Consider the following 16,462-nt stretch of genomic DNA (forward strand, 5'->3'; position numbering starts at 1 on the left):
TACTTCACTCACCGTTTTGAACAGATCGAGGCCGGGTGTCCGTGATGGCAAATACGAGCGAACCGGCAAAAGAGTTTCAGCATTCGGAAAAAAATCAAAAAAACTGCCGGCCGCTGAAACTTATCATGCGCCGGCCTCGTATCTGCGCTGTCCCAAGGCAAATTTTTGTAATGCGATAGCGAGGATAGATGACCGACACCGAAGCAACACGAGGACATAGCCGGCGCCGCATCGCCATAGTGGGAACAGGAATTTCCGGCCTGTCGGCGGCCTGGCTTTTGTCGCAACGGCACGATGTCACGGTCTTCGAGGCGGCGGATCGCATCGGCGGCCACACCAACACGGTAACATTCGACACGGATAATGGGCCGGTTCACGTCGATACCGGCTTCATCGTTTATAACGAATCGACCTATCCCAATCTCACCGCGCTTTTTCAGACACTGGACGTGCCGACGGCAGCCTCCAACATGTCTTTCGCCGTTTCCCTGAACAATGGCGGCTTTGAATATTCCGGCGGAACGGGTCTTGGCCTGCTGGCACAAAAGAGAAATGCGCTACGACCCCGTTTCTGGTCGATGCTCGCGGACCTGCTGCGGTTCTACCGCTACGCTCCGCGAGACCTGCATGTGATGGGTGACGTGTCTCTCGACGACTATCTCACACACAATCGCTACGGGGCGGCCTTCCGCGACGATCATCTTTACCCCATGGCCGCGGCCATATGGTCCACGCCGGCGATGGAGGTCGGTCGTTATCCAGCGGCGCATTTCATCAAATTCTGCCGCAATCACGGTCTGCTGCTGCTACGCAATCGGCCGGTCTGGCGCACCGTCGTCGGTGGCGCACACGAATATGTAAAGCGCATCACCGCACCGTTTGCGGATCGAATTCGCCTCTCGACGCCGGTGACGCGCATCCACCGCCTGCCTGATGGCATCGAAATCATCACTGCGGAGGGCGAAACCGCTCGCTTCGATGACGTGGTGATCGCAACCCATGCGGATCAGGCGCTCGATATGCTCGTGGATGCAACGCGCGCCGAACGGCTCATTCTCGGCGCCTTTACCTACACCCGAAACCGCGCCGTGCTTCACACCGACAGCAGCTTCATGCCGCGCCGGCGCGCTGCCTGGTCAAGCTGGAACTATGTGGCCGACAAGAGCATTGAAGCTCGTCAGCCGAGCATCACCTACTGGATGAACAGGCTGCAGCCGCTGGGCAAAACCCCTGATACTTTTGTAACGCTGAACCCGGCGCGAGAACCGGATCAAGGAAAAATCATCGCCGAGGAAACCTATCACCACCCGGTTTTTGACGCTGGCACCGAACAGATGCGCCAGGAATTATGGGCCTTGCAGGGCCTGCGAAACACCTGGTTCTGCGGCGCCTATTTCGGCTCTGGTTTTCATGAAGACGGCCTTCAGGCGGGCCTTGCGGTTGCCGAAGATCTTGGCGGCGTATCCCGCCCATGGAAGGTTGCGGACGACAGCGGCCGGATCATTCGCCTGGATTTGGCGGCGATTGCGACGGACACACAACTCATGGAGGCAACGTCATGACGCCTCCCCTCACATCGGCGCTTTTCCCGGGCCACGTGACCCATGCGCGTTTCAAGCCAAAAACCCACAAACTGGACTACCGGATTTATTCGCTGCTTCTCGATCTCGATGAGTTGGAGACGCTCGACCGGAAATTGCGGTTTTTCTCTGTCGACCGTTTCAACCTGTTTTCATTTCATCGCAAGGATCGCGGCAACGGTGACAACACGATCGGGCTGCGCCAGCAGATAGAAACGGCCATGGCGGCGGCGGGCATGGCCGCCGATGGCGGACCCATCCGCCTGCTTACCATGCCGCGCCTGCTTGGCTGGGCCTTCAACCCGCTCAGCGTGTTCTTCTGCCACGGGCGCGACATGTCACTCAAAGCCATCCTCTGGCAGGTCGACAACACCTTCGGCCAAAGGCACTCCTATCTGATCCCGATAGAGGCCGGCGCGGGGACAGAGATCGTCCAGCGATGCGACAAGGCCTTTTATGTCTCGCCCTTCATGGACATGAACCTCCACTATGTTTTCCGCGTCGTCCCGCCCGGTGACACGCTGAAGATCATCATTGAAACTTTCGACGATGAAGGCGCCGTCCTGACAGCCCGCCATCTCGCCCGAAGGGTCGAGCTGACTGATGGCGCGCTGCTGAAAGCCTTCGTCGCCATCCCCTTTCTCACGCTGAAAGTCGTTGTCGGCATTCACTGGGAAGCCCTGAAAATCTGGCTGAAGGGCGTGCGGCTGAGAAAACGTCCGCTGCCACCCGTCGAGCCAATCTCCTTCGTTTCCCCTTCATCGTCGCAAATCGAGGCCAGAAGTCATGACCCCGTTTGAAAATCTCTCCGAGTTACCGGCGCAGAATACCCGTCTCAAGGGCCGCACAGGCATGGGCATATGGCTCATCAACCGGCTGCTGAACAATATCGACCGGGGACGGCTGCGCGTCGTCCTTCCTGGCGGCGGAACCGTCGAAAAATCAGGAAAATCGGAAGGCAGCGACGCCGTTATCGTGCTGCATAACTGGCGGGCAATCCGCAGGCTGCTCGTCAACGGCGATATCGGCTTCGCGGAAGGCTTCATCGAGAATGACTGGTCTACGCCTGACCTGACGGCGCTCATCCGTTTCGCCGCTCAAAATCGCGAGGCATTTGCAAGGTCGATGCGCGGCAGCCTGCCCATGCGCCTCATCAACCGGCTTGCACACGGGCTGAATGCCAATACCCGACGCGGCAGCCGCCGCAATATCGAGGCGCATTACGATCTCGGCAACGAGTTTTACCGGCAATGGCTCGACCCCTCGATGCTCTATTCGTCGGCGATTTTCGACGGCACGACACCCAGCCTTGAGGCCGCGCAACGTAAGAAACTCGAGCGCATTGCGGAAAAACTCCAGTTAACCGGCAACAAGAGCGTATTGGAAATCGGCTGCGGCTGGGGTGCGCTCGCCATCCACCTCGCCACGCAGCACAATGCCAGCGTGACCGGCATCACCCTGTCCCCGTCCCAGTTGAACTGGGCGAAAAATGCGGTGGAAAAAGACGGCAAGGCCAGCCGGATCGATCTCAGATTGCAGGACTACCGCGACGTGACCGGCCAATTCGACAATATCGTCTCAGTGGAAATGTTTGAAGCGGTCGGTGAAGCCTACTGGCCAAGTTATTTCGAAACGCTGAAACGCTGCCTGAAACCCGGCGGCCGTGCGGTGCTGCAAATCATCTCCATCGAGGAAAACCGCTTCGATACCTATCGGCGCAAGGCAGATTTCATTCAGAAATACATCTTTCCCGGCGGTTTCCTGCCCTCCGATTCAGCGCTCGAAAAAGCCGTCGGGCAAGCCGGCCTGAAGCTCACGGAGACAGAACTTTTCGGCCAGTCCTATGCGCTCACGCTTTCGGAGTGGCGTCAGCGTTTCCATGCCCGGTGGCAGACGATTTCCCTGCTTGGATTCGACGACCGCTTCCGGCGGCTCTGGGATTATTACCTCTGCTATTGCGAAGCAGGTTTTGCCGAGGGGACGATAAATGTCGGCTTGTACACGATAGAACAAGGATGAGGCGGGGCCAACCGGTGGAGAAAGACAATGAAAATCATTAGATTGGCAATTGTATCTGCCCTGTCCCCGATGCTGGTCGGCCTCGGCGCGACAGCGGCGGAGATCGACGGCAACTGGGCGCGCGGCGACGGCAAGGCAAAAGTGCTGATCGCGCCCTGCGGTGAAAAAATATGCGCCACAAACACCTGGATCAAACCCGGCACGCCGAAGGAAAAGACCGGCGACCGCCTGATCATGGACATCAAAGAGAGCGAAGCGGGCATCTATTCCGGCACCGCCTTCGATCCTCAGCGGGACAAATCCTACAGGATAACAGTGACCCTTGCCGGCAATAACATGACCACGAAGGGCTGTATCGTCGCCGGCCTTCTGTGCAAGGGCATAAGCTGGACCCGGATCGACTAGCGCAGATCACGCGCCGTTCCATCTATTAATTGCATTGTCTTCCGAACGAAAAAAACTCGCCGCCTTCTCAATGCCCGGCAAAGGAAAACACCGATGAAGACCTATTTCGCAGCCTATTTTTTCACGCTCGTCGCGTTTCTGGTGATCGATTTCATCTGGCTGAGCACCATGGCGTCGCGTCTTTACCGCCCGGCTATCGGCGATCTCCTGGCGGAAAATTTCCGGCTCGCTCCAGCGGTCGTCTTCTACCTCATCTACGCCGGCGGACTGACCTTTCTTGCCGTGCGCCCGGCCCTGCTTTCCGGTGAATGGACGACGGCGCTGCTTTACGGCGCGATTGTCGGTTTCATGGCCTACGCCACCTATGATCTGACCAATCAGGCGACGTTGAAGAACTGGCCAACCACCCTCACCATTGCCGATCTTTTTTGGGGAACCTTCGTTTCCGCCGCAGCGGCGATCATCGGTTACCTCGTCACGGTGCGCCTCCTCGGCCCGCTGGAAAATTCGACGGGCATATCATGACGACGCTTCCTCTCGGCTACGGCGCAAGTGCGGCCCTCCTGTGGGGGTCCCATCGTGAACTTCCTCTTCCTCGTCCCTTGTCTTCGTGTGAAAGACGACCTTATAAAGGAAGCGCAGCAAGGAAGGTTCGAATGCAGGGCACAGAGATAGCAAGCCTAATCAACCGTGTCGGCATGGGTGATCGTTCAGCATTCGTCTCGCTCTACCAGGCAACCAGTCCGAAGCTTTTCGCGATCTGCCTGAAGATCCTGCGGGACAGAACCGAAGCCGAAGAGGCGCTGCAGGAAATCTATATCAAGGTGTGGCAGCGCGCCCGCACATTTGCCGCAAGCGCCGGCAAGCCGGCCACATGGCTTGCCGCCATCGCCCGCAACCACGCGATCGACACGATCCGGGCCCGTAAACCCATAGGCGATGATATTGATGAGGCCTATGAGCTGGCCGACGATGGCATTCGCGATCCTGAACAGCAGGTCGTTCTGGCGGACGAAGGCCGCAGGATCGAGGATTGCATGCGTGAACTTGAAACTGTTCACGCAAAGGCGGTACGCCGAGCCTATGTTGAGGGTTTAAGCTATCTCGAACTGGCAGATGAATTGCGCGTGCCACTGAACACGGTCAGAACGTGGCTGCGGCGCAGTCTTCTCAAACTCAGAGAGTGCATGCAGCGATGACAACGGGCGACCAGAGCGGCGGAATGCACTCGCGCGACGAAATCCTCGCCGGCGAATATGTGCTGGGCGTCCTGCCGCTAGAAAAGCGCCGCGAACTGGAGCGGCGTATTGAGGACGACAGGGTCTTCGCGCAACTGGTGCAGCGTTGGGAGCAGGAATTTTCCGACTTCAATGCCGATTATGAAGAGCAGGTACCGAATGCGGCTGTTCTTGCTCGCATCGAAGAGCGCCTGTTCGGCAGCAGGGATATCAACGCCAACGGCAGCCTGTGGAATTCCGCGTCCTTCTGGCGCTGGATATCGGTTGCCACCAGCGCGACCGCCGTGGCCGCCGTGGTCTACGCCGCCTTCCCCGAAAAACGGCAGGGCGTCACCCCGCTGGTGGCGGAACTTGCGACAACCGACAGCCAGGTCAATCTTCTTGCCTCCTACGATGCGGAATCCGGACGGATGCGCATCATCCCCGTCGCAACCGGCAAGACGGACGAAAAATCACTGGAATTGTGGCTGGTCATGGATGGTGGCAAGACGCGCTCGCTGGGCGTGTTCCAGCCCGGCACGTCTGGCGATCTCATCATCCCCGCCGATATGCGCAGCACAATCACGGAAGGCACGACCTTCGCAATCAGCGTGGAGCCCTTCGGCGGATCGCCAACCGGTCAGGCAACCGGCCCCGTTATCGCCGTCGGCAGCGCGCGGCTGTTATAGAAGGCGCGTGCAGCAGCATCCCACGGACCCGGGTGCTGCACCGTTGAGGAGGCGTAGGCCCTCCTTGCAAAGGAGAGCCCGACTGATCAGATCCGGGCGCCACCCGTTGCATCGATCATCTGCCCCGTCGTCCAACGCGCATCGTTCGATGCGAGGAAGGCAATGACGTCGGCAATATCTTCCGCTCGTCCGACACGCGAGAAGACCGAGAGGGCTTCCGCACCGGCGCGCGCATCAGGCGATGCCAGCCACTCGGCATTCATATCCGTTTCCGTCACGCCCGGTAGCACGGCATTGACCGTAATGCCGCGTGCTGCAAATTCAGGCGCCAGTGCAAGCGTCAATGTCTCAAGCGCACCTTTGGAAGCAGCGTAGGCGGGATGCGTCGGCGCCGCGATCCGTGTAAACCCGGTCGAGACATTGATGATCCGGCCGTTCTCGCGAATATGGTCGGCGACCGCCTGGATCAGGAAGAACGGCGCCTTGTAGTTAATCGTCATCACCTCGTCGAAAACAGACTCGCTCGTCTGCTTCAACGGCAACGCAGGCGCGATGCCGGCATTGTTCACCAGTATGTCGAAACCGGACGAACCCGTTTCGTTACGCGCGGCTTCACTGAACTGCGCCCACAGGCTGTCGGCCGCCTCCTTACCCTGTCTGAGGTCGGCCTTCACCGCGACGGCCTTGACGCCAAGCGCCTCGATGTCGCGTACCGTTGCATTGGCCGCATCCAAATTGGCGGTGTAGTGGACGCCAATCAAGGCGGCGCCCTCCCTGGCAAAAGCGAGGCCAACTGCCCGGCCGATACCGCGTGAACTTCCAGTAATGAGGGCTATTTTGCCTGCGAGACGCTTGGACATGGATCACTCCGTTGCTAAAATAAATAGTGATCCCTACAATAAGAGCTGAAATACGTCTGTCAACTATTTAATAGGGATCGCTATTTTAATGGAGAAGCCAGTCCGCAAACGCGGCAGACCCCGCATGTTCGACCGCGATATTGGCCTCGACATCGCGGCCCGGCTGTTCTGGGAACATGGCTACGAAGGGACATCGATCGCCGATCTTACGAGGTCGATGGGTATCAATCCGCCAACTCTCTATTCGACCTTCGGCTCAAAGGAAGAATTGTACCGTCAGGCGCTCGACTTCAGCATTGCCCGTGAAAACAGCCGCCGGTCGAACATCCTGCAATCGGATCTTCCGGTTTATGAAGCTCTGAGGCTCTATCTTTACGATATCGCTGACGGAGACACCCAGCCAGACAAACCGCCCGGCTGCATGGTCTCGACGGCCGTCCTGCAACATGCGCAAGAAAATACATCCGTGGCGCGGATGACGGCATCCTTGCGCGAAACGTCAATGCAGACACTCAAAGCCCGTTTCGACCGCGCCGTCGAGGAAGGGGCGCTGTCTGCAAATACTGATACCGACACGCTCGCACGCTTTTATGGCGCGATCATCCAGGGCATGTCCGCCCAGGCTTGCGACGGCGCCTGCAATGCCTTGCTGAAACGGCTGATCGACCTTGCACTTGCGGCCTGGCCTGGAAAACGTCAGACCTCCGCAGAGACGCAGATTAGGAGCACTTAACCACGCAATCACCAATCCGCGACTGACAATTGGACCGCGCTTACGTGTGCGTTTATGACCGTTCAGGAAATTGGGACAGGTGAAATCATGGTTTTGCCACCGCCCGAAGCGCCTTCGCCAGTTTCTTGATGGCCTCTTCTATCTCGAGAGGTGTGTATGCAGCAAAACCCATCAGGAAACCGGCCTTCGGGTCACCGGCAGCGTATAGACCTGATAACCCTAGAAGCTCGATGCCCACGCGCCGTGCCGCATCAACGGCAGCGCGTTCCGAAAGTTCACCAGTCAATACACAGGACATTTGCAGCCCACCAACGGGAACATGCGGCTCGATGAAATCCGACAGATGCTTGCTGGCGAGACGAGCCAGCACGTCGAGCCGTTCGGCGTAGATGCCGCGCATGGCGCGAACATGCGCTCCGAAATGCCCGCCTTCCATAAAGCGGGCGAGCGTCAGCTGCGCCATCGGCGCCGTATGACCGTCCAGCAATGTGCGCGCGATGGTCATCGGCTTGACGAGCTGGGACGGCAACACGACATAGCCGATCCGCAAACCCGGAAAGAGCGATTTGGTGAAGGTGCCGATGTAGATAGTCCGGTCGTGGGGATCCAGACCTTGCACACAGGCAGTTGGCTTGCCGGCGTAGTGAAATTCACTGTCATAGTCGTCTTCGATGATCCACATCTGATGCCGGGCCGCCCATTCAATCAGCGCCAGCCGACGGTCCAGAGCCAGCGTCGCACCAGTCGGAAATTGATGGGATGGCGTCAGGAAAATCGCCTTGGCCCGGCGCGGGTGAGCCATGATCTGCTCGATGACGACGCCCTGCCGGTCGACAGGTATAGAAACACATTCCAGTCCCGCCGCATCGAACGCCTTGCGCGCGCCGTAATAGGCGGGATCTTCGATGAAGATCCGATCGCCGGGATCAAGCAGCATGTTGGCGCACAACGACATAGCCTGCTGCGAACTGGTCAATACCAGCACCCTGTCGGCAGTCGCGCGTGCACCCCGCTCAAGGTTGACATAATCGGCGATGGCGCGCCGAAGCGGTTCTGCTCCCTGCGGGTCACCGTGAAGCAGAGTTTGCGCGCCAACCTCCTTGCGAACCTGCCGTTCGAGACGCTCCCAGACCTGAAGCGGAAAGGTGCGCGTCTCCGGTATCCCATGAGCGAACGGCTGCGGTGACAGCATCTCGCGAACGCCGCCGCTGCGAAACATGGCTGCTCCCCGCCTGCTGAGACTGGGAGCCTGACTGCGCAGGAGCATGGCCTGCCGGGAAAGACGGGGGCCGGGCGTGAACTCCGTCATCTCCGCGACGAAGCTGCCGCTGCCAACACGCCGGTCGATGAAACCTTCGGCGTGAAGCTGGGCGTAGGCCGCTTCGATTGTATCGCGCGATACCTCCAGCGATTTGGCAAGCGCGCGTGAGGCGGGCAAAGGCCTGCCCGGACCCAATGCACCACCGACAATCAATTGGCGGATCGCCCTTTGAATCCGCACGTGAAGCGGCATAGCGGCATGGGCCGGATCGGCAATCCAAGCCTTTACGGTTTCGAGTTGGGAATGCTTGAACAAATGGTCTGCTCGCAGTGTCAAAATTGGCTGGGTTAATCAGTCCATTAATGGACTAAATGTCAATGCGCCTTGTTCACGGCCTGCTCAAACTCCAGGAGATTTCCCAGACTATGCCACCGCATTTCTCGCCTTCATCCGTCCGCCTTGACGACCTTCCCCATCCCGTTGTTGCGGGATTGATCTCTGTCATCGTCAACTATGGCGGCACGTTCATTCTGGTCTTTCAGGCAGCGAAGATTGCAGGCCTGAGCCCACAACTCACGGCATCCTGGGTGTGGTCGATCTCGATCGGCGTCGGATTGACTGGGCTTTTCCTCAGCCTGCGCTATCGCGAACCGATCATCACGGCATGGTCGACACCGGCTGCGGCATTTCTTGTCACCGCACTGGCGACAACACCATATGCGGAGGCGATTGGCGCTTACATGATCTCGGCGGCGGCCTTCGTCGTGCTCGGCATATCCGGCTATTTCGAGAAAGTCATCCGCCTGATTCCACCCGGTATCGCCTCAGGTTTGCTTGCCGGCATTCTGCTGCAATTCGGCATCGGAGCCTTCGCTGGCGCAAGTGTCGATCCGCTATTGGTCGGCTCGCTAATCTTCGCCTACGTGGCATTGAAAAGGCTCTCCGCTCGCTACGCAGTGGTCGGTATTCTGGTTCTGGGGCTTGTTTTCCTTCTGGCGCAAGGTCGCGTCGATCTGTCCGGCCTCACCCTGAAGTTTGCAGCGCCGGTCTTCACCATGCCGGATTTCTCGTTGAATGCGCTGCTGTCGGTCGCGCTTCCGCTATTCCTGATTACTCTATCCGGCCAATATATGCCAGGAATGCTGGTCTTGCGGAATGACGGCTTCAAGACAAGCGCCAATCCCATTGTGACCGTGACCGGACTTGGTTCGCTCGCCATGGCTCCTTTCGGCTCCCATGCCTTCAACATCGCAGCGATCACGGCGGCGATCGCCACGGGCAAGGAAGCTCATGACGATCCTTCCAAACGCTGGATTGCCGGAGTTGCCGCTGGCTGTTTCTATATTCTGGTCGGCGTGTTCGGCGTAACGCTGGCCGCCCTCTTCATGGCGTTTCCAGCAACCTTCATCACCACGCTCGCCGGTCTTGCACTTCTTGGTACCATCGGCAGCAGTCTTGCGGCAGCGATGGCCGAGCCGAGTTCCCGCGAGGCGGCGCTGATTACCTTCCTCGCATCTGCCGCCAATATCAAATTGCTCGGCATTGGTGGGGCGTTCTGGGGCCTGCTAATCGGCCTCGCCGCCGCCATCGTCCTCAACGGGCACCCGCCGCGGCGCGTACGCCAACCAAAGACAGCAAGCGAAGGAATCTCCAAATGAGGCGCAGACCGCCACCATTTCTCGATCCAGAGCCAAGTCGTGCACAGGCTCGGGGCAATAGCGCGGCTCTGCCACGCCTGCCCACGGGCCGATCGATACCAGCCGTCACACCAGTCCGACTATCGCGATTTTCGTGGAGACACGGCTTCGTGGCACGGGGAAATTCGTCATTCACTGTGCGCGAGAGCTATTGCGATGCCTTGCATCACGCCTCGGATTTCGGCGAGGCCCTTCAAGCGTCCAATCAGGGAATAGCCGGGATTGATCCGATCCTTGCCGATATCATCGGCTAGCAGGTGCCCGTGATCCGGACGAAGCGGGATTTGCCAGTCGGCGCGGCCCTCGCCTACGCGCCGTTCCTGCTCCTGCATCAGTGCAAGGATCACCGCCGGCATGTCACTCGATCCGCCGAGATGATCGGCTTCGTAGAACGAGCCATCATCCTCGCGCTGGACATTGCGGAGGTGCGCGAAGTGAATGCGCGGGCCGAACTCGCGAACCATGGCCGGCAGGTCGTTGTTGGCGCGTGTGCCATATGAGCCGGTGCAGAAAGTGATACCGTTGGCGGGACTATCGACAGCGGAGAGTATGCGTCTGACATCGGCGGCCGTCGAGACGATACGCGGCAGACCATAGAGCGAAAAGGCCGGATCATCGGGGTGGATGCAAAGCCGTATACCGACCTCTTCGGCAACGGGCACAATCTCTCTCAGGAAGCGCGCGAGATTCGCATGCAGGACATCAGCAGCCACACCGTCATATTCGGCGAGCGCGGCGAGAAAGCTCGCTCGGTTGAACTGGCGCTCGGTTGCCGGCAGGCCGGCAATGAGATTGCGCTCGATCCGGTCGATCTTTGCCTGATCCATGCCATCAAGACGCTGACGCGCCGTGAATATCTGCTCTTTGGAGTAACTTTCTTCGACACGCGGCCGCTTCAGCACGAAAAGATCGTAGGCGGCAAAATCAACCGCGTCAAAGCGCAGCGCATAACCGCCATTAGCCAGGGGCTGCATCAGCTCGGTGCGTGTCCAGTCCACCACCGGCATGAAATTGTAGCAGACGATCTCAATGCCAGAGCGCGCCAATGCCCGCAGCGTGTCCTTGTACCAGCCGATATAGCGCGCGCTGTCTGATGTTCCTAGCTTGATCGAGTTGTGAACCGGGATGCTCTCGACGACGCTCCAGCGCATTCCGGCAGCTTCGATCTGCGCCTTTTGCGCCAGGATTGCTTCGTCAGACCAGGGCGAGCCATCATAGATGTGGTGCAGCGCCGAAACGATCCCCGTAGCGCCTGCCTGCCGGATATGGCTGAGCGGCACCGGATCGTTTGGCCCGTACCAGCGAAAGCACTCTTCCATCAGTCTCATGCAGAACTCCTACCGCTTCAGGTGGCTATTGTTGGACCACAAAGACCGATAATGTCCAATTGGCCCAACAATTCAAGCCTGACATTATGTAATTTTGCGATTTAAGCCCTGATAGGAAAATATTTTGAGAGGTTCTCTTGACTGATGTTTAAATCTGGACCAACAAATAAGCCATTGCACGGAGGATGATCGGTGAGCAGTTCTGCAAGGGAAGATGCGCTGTCGAGCATGGAGATTGTCGAACCCGGCAAGACCTCGGCGGTCGATCGGCTGGTTGATCAGATCCGCGAGATGATCTCGGAACGCGGCCTTGGGATAGGCGACGCGCTGCCAACCGAGCGCGATCTCGGCGAGCAGTTTCAGACCGGCCGTAACACCGTGCGCGAGGCACTGCAGGTGCTTCGTGCCTTTGGCATGGTCGAGACCAGGCCAAAGGTCGGTGCCGTCATCAGCGGTGGCCATGGCGAGGCAATCCGCCGCCTTTTCGCCTTTCACAACGGTATTTCGCCGGACTCCTTCCGAGATCTGCAGGGCTTCCGCCGCATCATTGAAACCGGCATCGGTGAACACATCATCCTCACCGCAAGCGAAGCGGATTTCGACAGGCTCGACACGATCAATGCGCGAATTCTGGAGGCCGAAAGCGTCGAGGCGGCAGCGCGCTGCGACTACGAATTCCATTCGGCGATCGTCGAACTCTCCGGCAACCGCACGACCCTTGCCGCCTATCACATGCTGCGCTCGGTGATTGAGGAGGTCATGCGGCTCGGCAAGACGGAACGTCCGGTGCATGCGGCAACCTTCGAAACGCATGCGGAGATCGTCCGTGCATTGAGGGCTCGCGATCGCATCGCCTATGTTTACCTGATGAGCCGTCACTTGGAGTTCGGCATCCGCTTTGTCGATGCGGCGCCTCGGGGTCAACCGTTGTGATGAGCATATGAGATTTTAGCTGAACCGCTCCCATTGTGGGCGGTACAGGCAGCCGTTTTCCGGATCCACTCGCCCGTTGGTCCGGCGGTACGAACAGGGCACTTTGGGAGGAGAACCAATATGAGCAACATGAAACGTCTGGCGCTTGCCGCGCTGCTTGCCACCGTAAGCTTTGCGCCGAATGCCGCATTGGCCGGTGGCAAGGCAATCGCCGGCATCGTTTTTCAGCAGGACCAATATTTCCGTGGCATCCAAATCGGCATGGAAAAGGCGGCGAAAGCTGCCGGTGACGAGCTCCTGGCGGGTAACAGCGATAGCAAGCTCGAGAAGGAAGCCCAGCTGATCGACACCTATATCGCCCGTGGCGTGAACTCGATCGTCGTTGCGCCACTCTCGGCCGACGCCTCGGTTCCTGCACTGAAGAAGGCACGTGACGCCGGTATTACGGTCGTTACCTACGGCACCTCGGCCAATGGCGACGTCGCCCAGGCGACAGTGACGAGCTCCGACCGCGATATCGGCATCGGCACCGGCAAGGCCGCGACTGATTTCCTGAAGACACTCGGCAACGGCGAGAAGGTCAAGATCGGCATGCTCGCCTTCAAGGCGCTGCTGCCCGAACAGTCCAATGCCCGCGTCGAGGGTTTCCTGAGCGTCGTTAGCGATCAGGTCGATATCGTCGCCCAGCAGGACGCCTGGCTTGCCGAAAAGGCGCTCGCCGTCGCCAGTGACATGCTGACGGCCAATCCGGGTATCCGCGTCATCTATGCCGCCAACGAAGGCGGCACGATTGGCGCCGTCCAGGCCGTGAAGAAGGCCGGCCTGGAAGGCAAGGTCTTCGTCTTCGGCACAGACGGTTCCGAGCAGCTTGCCAACATGCTCCTGAATTCCGACAACGTGCTGCAGGCGACAACGGCACAGCAGCCGCTCGAAGTCGGCAAGCAGGCGATCGAGGCGGCGCAGAACCTGCTCGACGGCAAGAAGATCGAGACCAAGGTCAACGTGCCGGTACTGCCTCTGACACGCGCCAACGCCGAAGGCATCGCTGCCTACAAGGAAGGCCTGAAGGCCCTGAAATAGGGCCAGGACGTGAGCCGCGTGGCGGGTTTTGCCCGCCGCGCCTTCGCACCCGACAGCAGGAAATCCGTATGAGCAATCCGCAATTGAGGTCAGCCGCGTTGCAAGGGGCGCAGGGACGGCTGGACTTTCAGGCCGTGACCAAGCGTTATGGCCCGACGGTCGCCCTTTCCGAGTTCACCCACAGTTTCGCGCCGGGCCAGGTGCATGCCCTGATGGGCAAGAACGGCTCCGGTAAGTCGACGCTTGTCAAACTTCTTGCCGGTGTCACCGAACCGACATCCGGTACGATCAGCGTCAATGGCGAGGATCGCCGCTTCACGTCGCCGCATGACGCTTTCGCAGCCGGCATCGTCACGGTGCACCAGGAGCTTTCGCTGGTGCCGGAGCTTTCGGTCGGCGAAAACATCTTTCTCGGACGCCTGCCTCATCGCCGCCGCGCCGGTTTCAGCGTCGTGGACTGGGTGGGGCTCCATCGCCGCGCCGGCGAACTGCTCGCCGACATGGGGCTGACGATCGATTCCCGTCAGCCGGTGTCCGCGCTCAGCGTCGGTCAGCAGCAGGTGGTGGAGATCGTCAAGGCGATGTCCTTCAATCCGTCGATCCTGCTTCTGGACGAGCCGACTTCGGCGCTTGCTTCCCGCGAGGTCAAACAGCTCTTCGCACTCATCGAACGCCTGCGCGCCCGCGGCGTAACGATGATTTACATCACCCACCGGATGAGTGAGCTTTTCGAAATCGCCGATACCTGCACGGTGATCCGCGATGGCCATTACATCGGCGCGGTTGCGATGAAGGAGACGACGCCATCGGCCATCGTCGGCATGATGTTCGGCGATGCCGCACGCGCCACACGCCCGCCACGGCGAACACTCGATCGCGCCGAGCCGGTGCTTGAGGTCCGCAACCTCAGTCGATCCGGGCATTTCCAGGATGTCTCCTTCGATCTTTACCCCGGCGAAATCCTCGGCATTGCGGGCCTGCTCGGCGCCGGCCGCACCGAACTGATGCGGGCAATCTTCGGTGCTGACCCGGTTGACGGCGGTTCAGTGATGTTCAACGGCCGTGATATGACCGGTGCCAGCCCACGCGACATGCGCAAGGCCGGTCTCGGCTACACCCCGGAAAACCGCAAGGAAGTCGGCCTCGTGCAATCGCTCTCGACGGCCGACAATCTCTGCATGGCGAGCCTTGGTCCGATCTCCAGCGGAGGTTTCATTTCCCGTCGGCGCGAACAGCCGTTTGTCCGCCGCCAGATCACGGCGCTCCACATCAAGTGTGGTGACCCCGAACTGCCCGTGTCGTCGCTGTCAGGCGGCAACCAGCAGAAAGTGGTGATCGGCAAGTGGCTAAACCGGCAGCCTTCGGTGATGTTCTTTGATGAACCGAGCCGCGGTGTCGACGTTCAGGCGAAGAGCCAGATCTTCGATATCATCTGGCAGAAGGCAGCTGACGGTCTTGCCAGCATTTTTGTCTCGACGGAACTCGAGGAAGTCCTCGAAGTGGCTGACCGCATCCTCGTCATGCACCACGGCGAAGTCGTTGCCGAGGTGGACCCGGCAAAAACCGACCTTACCGAACTTTACGGCCTATGCATGGAAGGGGCCAGACAATGACGCTTGTAAACCCGACAACGGAAGCCCGTGGCCAGAATACGCTGCTCAAGCTTCTCAAGACCTACCCGATGGAGATCATCCTCGCGGCACTGGTGATTTTCCTCATCCTGGTTGCGCCCGGCTTTGCCTCGACTGCCAATATGCTCAATGTGCTTCGTACCGTCTCCATGCTTGGCATCATCGCCTTCGGCATGACGGCCGTGATCATTAGCGGCGAGATCGACTTGTCTGTCGGTGCCGGCGCCGCCCTCGCCGGCTGCATCGTCGCCTGGTTCGCGGACCGCTTTGCCGGCGTCCTCGGCGATTGGGGCGCAGTCGCGGTCGGCTTTGCCGTGGCGCTCCTGCTCGGCTTCACGCTCGGCTATCTCACCGGCCGTTTCCGCCAATGGTTTAACGTGCCGACCTTCATCACCACGCTCGCCCTGTTTGCGGCGCTGCGCGGCGTTGCCAACCTCATCACCGGCGGTTTTCCACTGTCGTCCTTCCCGCTCGGCTTCGATTTCCTCGGCGGCGGATACCTCTTCGGCATTCCGTTTCCGGTCTATATTTTCGCGCTCACATTTGCCGTCATGCACTTCCTGATGAAGTACACGAGCTTCGGCCGCGAGGTTTATGCCGTTGGTGGCAATATGGAAGCTGCCCGCCTTTCCGGTATCGACATCTGGAAGGTGAAGGCGCTGACACTGGGCCTTACCGGCGCACTGACGGCCCTCTCAGGCACGTTGATCGCCTCGCAGATCGGCGCTGGAACCGGGACCACGGCCACCGGCATGGAGCTCGACGTCATCGCAGCCGTGATCATCGGTGGCACCTCGCTCTTCGGCGGCAAGGGCCGCATCTGGGGCACTCTCATTGGCGTCCTGTTCCTCGGCTGCATCTCTAATGGCATGACACTGATGAATGTCAGTGAATATTGGCAGTACGTCGTGCGCGGCGGTATCATCCTCGGCGCCGTGCTTCTCAACCAAGTTCTGGAACGGGTGCGTTGAGGCAGACGCCTTGCATATCGTTCCCCTATGAAACTTGATCGTGCTTATGGTTTCGGGC

16 protein-coding genes are annotated in these 16,462 nt (G+C 59.4%); 13 read left to right on the plus strand and 3 right to left on the minus strand.

Annotated features, from left to right (window positions below; all coding sequences use genetic code 11):
• Positions 1-188: 188 nt before the first annotated feature.
• The 7 genes from EXN68_RS26405 (at position 189) to EXN68_RS26435 (ending at position 5,910) form a co-directional block, all read left to right on the plus strand.
• Positions 189-1,562, plus strand: coding sequence for an NAD(P)/FAD-dependent oxidoreductase (locus EXN68_RS26405; RefSeq protein ID WP_142843565.1), 1,374 nt, complete (start codon positions 189-191; stop codon positions 1,560-1,562).
• On the plus strand, positions 1,559-2,380 hold the full coding sequence (locus EXN68_RS26410; RefSeq protein ID WP_142843566.1) for a DUF1365 domain-containing protein: 822 nt from the start codon (positions 1,559-1,561) through the stop codon (positions 2,378-2,380). The genes EXN68_RS26405 and EXN68_RS26410 overlap by 4 nt, the downstream gene beginning before the upstream one ends.
• Complete coding sequence (locus tag EXN68_RS26415; RefSeq protein WP_142843567.1) at positions 2,367-3,599, plus strand: SAM-dependent methyltransferase; 1,233 nt, start codon at positions 2,367-2,369, stop codon at positions 3,597-3,599. Before EXN68_RS26410 ends, EXN68_RS26415 begins: the two co-directional genes overlap by 14 nt.
• 27 nt (positions 3,600-3,626) lie before the next feature.
• A complete protein-coding gene (locus EXN68_RS26420; RefSeq protein ID WP_142843568.1) occupies positions 3,627-4,004 on the plus strand; it encodes a DUF2147 domain-containing protein in 378 nt (125 codons plus the stop codon).
• Positions 4,005-4,097: 93 nt separating this feature from the next.
• A complete protein-coding gene (locus tag EXN68_RS26425) occupies positions 4,098-4,529 on the plus strand; it encodes a DUF2177 family protein (protein ID WP_142843569.1) in 432 nt (143 codons plus the stop codon).
• A 131-nt stretch (positions 4,530-4,660) separates the two neighbouring features.
• Positions 4,661-5,203, plus strand: coding sequence for a sigma-70 family RNA polymerase sigma factor (locus tag EXN68_RS26430; protein WP_142843570.1), 543 nt, complete (start codon positions 4,661-4,663; stop codon positions 5,201-5,203).
• On the plus strand, positions 5,200-5,910 hold the full coding sequence (locus EXN68_RS26435) for an anti-sigma factor (RefSeq protein WP_142843571.1): 711 nt from the start codon (positions 5,200-5,202) through the stop codon (positions 5,908-5,910). The genes EXN68_RS26430 and EXN68_RS26435 overlap by 4 nt, the downstream gene beginning before the upstream one ends.
• Positions 5,911-5,996: 86 nt before the next feature.
• Here the strand turns inward: EXN68_RS26435 and EXN68_RS26440 are convergent, their stop codons facing one another.
• The gene (locus tag EXN68_RS26440) at positions 5,997-6,770 is read right to left on the minus strand and encodes an SDR family oxidoreductase (RefSeq protein ID WP_142843572.1); all 774 of its coding nucleotides are present in this window, start codon (positions 6,768-6,770) and stop codon (positions 5,997-5,999) included.
• Between the two features lie 88 nt (positions 6,771-6,858).
• Between EXN68_RS26440 and EXN68_RS26445 the strand changes: the two genes are divergently transcribed.
• A complete protein-coding gene (locus EXN68_RS26445) occupies positions 6,859-7,503 on the plus strand; it encodes a TetR/AcrR family transcriptional regulator (protein ID WP_142843573.1) in 645 nt (214 codons plus the stop codon).
• Positions 7,504-7,588: 85 nt separating this feature from the next.
• Here the strand turns inward: EXN68_RS26445 and pdxR are convergent, their stop codons facing one another.
• Positions 7,589-9,079, minus strand: a complete 1,491-nt coding sequence (gene pdxR, locus EXN68_RS26450) for a MocR-like pyridoxine biosynthesis transcription factor PdxR (protein ID WP_142843574.1) — start codon at positions 9,077-9,079, stop codon at positions 7,589-7,591.
• 110 nt (positions 9,080-9,189) lie between these two features.
• Here pdxR and EXN68_RS26455 point away from each other — a divergent pair, with 110 nt between their 5' ends.
• Positions 9,190-10,422, plus strand: a complete 1,233-nt coding sequence (locus EXN68_RS26455; RefSeq protein WP_142843649.1) for a benzoate/H(+) symporter BenE family transporter — start codon at positions 9,190-9,192, stop codon at positions 10,420-10,422.
• Positions 10,423-10,589: 167 nt separating this feature from the next.
• On the opposite strand, the gene uxuA is transcribed toward EXN68_RS26455, so the two are convergent.
• Positions 10,590-11,780 carry a mannonate dehydratase gene (uxuA, locus tag EXN68_RS26460; RefSeq protein ID WP_142843650.1) on the minus strand — a complete coding sequence of 397 codons (1,191 nt, stop codon included), beginning with the start codon at positions 11,778-11,780 and terminating at the stop codon, positions 10,590-10,592.
• Positions 11,781-11,981: 201 nt separating this feature from the next.
• Here uxuA and EXN68_RS26465 point away from each other — a divergent pair, with 201 nt between their 5' ends.
• From EXN68_RS26465 to EXN68_RS26480, 4 genes are all read left to right on the plus strand, one after another.
• The gene (locus EXN68_RS26465) at positions 11,982-12,722 is read left to right on the plus strand and encodes a FadR/GntR family transcriptional regulator (protein WP_142843575.1); all 741 of its coding nucleotides are present in this window, start codon (positions 11,982-11,984) and stop codon (positions 12,720-12,722) included.
• A gap of 120 nt (positions 12,723-12,842) precedes the next feature.
• Complete coding sequence (locus EXN68_RS26470; RefSeq protein WP_142843576.1) at positions 12,843-13,802, plus strand: substrate-binding domain-containing protein; 960 nt, start codon at positions 12,843-12,845, stop codon at positions 13,800-13,802.
• Positions 13,803-13,870: 68 nt separating this feature from the next.
• Positions 13,871-15,415, plus strand: coding sequence for a sugar ABC transporter ATP-binding protein (locus EXN68_RS26475; RefSeq protein WP_142843577.1), 1,545 nt, complete (start codon positions 13,871-13,873; stop codon positions 15,413-15,415).
• Positions 15,412-16,404, plus strand: coding sequence for an ABC transporter permease (locus EXN68_RS26480; RefSeq protein WP_161991486.1), 993 nt, complete (start codon positions 15,412-15,414; stop codon positions 16,402-16,404). The genes EXN68_RS26475 and EXN68_RS26480 overlap by 4 nt, the downstream gene beginning before the upstream one ends.
• Positions 16,405-16,462: the final 58 nt, after the last annotated feature.

The sequence above is a fragment of the Martinezella rhizogenes genome, from assembly GCF_007002745.1.
Lineage (GTDB): Bacteria > Pseudomonadota > Alphaproteobacteria > Rhizobiales > Rhizobiaceae > Agrobacterium > Agrobacterium cucumeris.